Below are 1,171 nucleotides of genomic sequence, written 5' to 3'. Positions count from 1 at the left end.
CCTTTTAACACTAAACCAATTTTATATGTTTGGTTTGTAATTAAAGTTCTAGCAGCGGTATTAGGAAAATAATTCAATTCTTCCATAACTTTCTTCACTTTTGAAATTGTCGCTTCGCTAATACGTTGATTTCCTTTTATAACTCTTGAAACTGTCGAAGGAGAAACACCGGCTTTTAGTGCAACATCTTTAATCGTAACCATTTAATCACCTCCTGTTAATTTCTGCATCGGAAAACGCTTCCAACCACTGTATAATACCAGTTTAGTCACACTTTCTAAAAAAGTCAAAAGATTTGTGCAAACGATTGCATAAAACGATAAAAATAAAACCTTCATACTGAAATTCAATCCGAAAATCAATATATAGGTTTGTATAAATATTAAAATCGATTGTTTAGTCACTAACTGCAAAATAGTTACCTTGGCCATCTTGAAAATTAAATACACGTTGACCATTCATTTCTACTATATCATGCCCAGTTAAACCTAAATCATTTAATTTTGAGTATAATGCATCAAAGTTTTTCTCTTTAAACATTAAAGATGGTGTTCCTAGGTTCACTTCCGGGCTATACTTTTCAATAAATTCTTTTGCCATAATCGTCAATGACGTTTCAGCATCTTTCGTAGGTGATACTTCAACTGCAACATAGTCCTCAGCTAACGGTGTTTCACTTACAACAACAAATTCTAAAGTTTCTGTCCAAAATGCTTTCGCTTTGTCAACATCATCAACATATAACATAACTTGATTTAACTTTTCCATAAGTTAATACCTCTATTTCTCTATAGTACATGCTATCATAACACAGTAAATATTTTATTACTTCACAAAATGCTTAAAAATATGGCGGGATGCTTTTAAGGTAATAGATATTGCTTGTGTAATTTTTTATAGGTTGTAGCTACTCTATCACACTCTCTTTTATATTTATCAAAAGATATAAAAAAGGATAGTATCTTTCAACTATCCTTTAATCAATATTATTCTTCAATCCATTGTGTATGGAATACGCCTTCTTTATCTTTTCTTTCGTACGTATGAGCACCGAAGTAGTCACGTTGTGCTTGAATTAAGTTTGCAGGTAAATCAGCTGCACGGTAACTATCATAGTAATTAATACTTGATGAGAAACCAGGTGTTGGTACACCATTTTGAACACCAGTTG

Annotated in this window: 3 protein-coding genes and 1 pseudogene; all 4 read right to left on the bottom strand. The window is 31.9% G+C overall.

Annotated elements, in window-relative coordinates:
• Window positions 1-203: LacI family DNA-binding transcriptional regulator (locus IDG60_RS15020; protein ID WP_206160860.1), on the bottom strand; the 203-nt coding region annotated here is incomplete at its 3' end.
• On the bottom strand, window positions 204-458 hold the full coding sequence (locus IDG60_RS15015) for a hypothetical protein (protein WP_001837949.1): 255 nt from the start codon (window positions 456-458) through the stop codon (window positions 204-206).
• Entirely contained in the window at window positions 397-768 is a 372-nt protein-coding gene (locus IDG60_RS15010; protein ID WP_000413427.1) for a VOC family protein, read from the bottom strand. The genes IDG60_RS15015 and IDG60_RS15010 overlap by 62 nt, the downstream gene beginning before the upstream one ends.
• Before the next feature lie 218 nt (window positions 769-986).
• Window positions 987-1,171, bottom strand: a pseudogene (locus tag IDG60_RS15005) (NADP-dependent phosphogluconate dehydrogenase); the annotation flags it as partial.

Source organism: Staphylococcus sp. EG-SA-2, assembly GCF_017152085.1.
The sequence above is the reverse complement of the archived record's forward strand: the minus strand, read 5'-3'. Positions and strand labels throughout refer to the sequence as shown.

Bases quoted from the DNA above. Each gene is read 5' to 3' on its own strand.
- IDG60_RS15015 (WP_001837949.1), bottom strand. From the start codon at position 458: ATGGTCAACGTGTATTTAATTTTCAAGATGGCCAAGGTAACTATTTTG.
- IDG60_RS15010 (WP_000413427.1), bottom strand. From the start codon at position 768: ATGGAAAAGTTAAATCAAGTTATGTTATATGTTGATGATGTTGACAAA.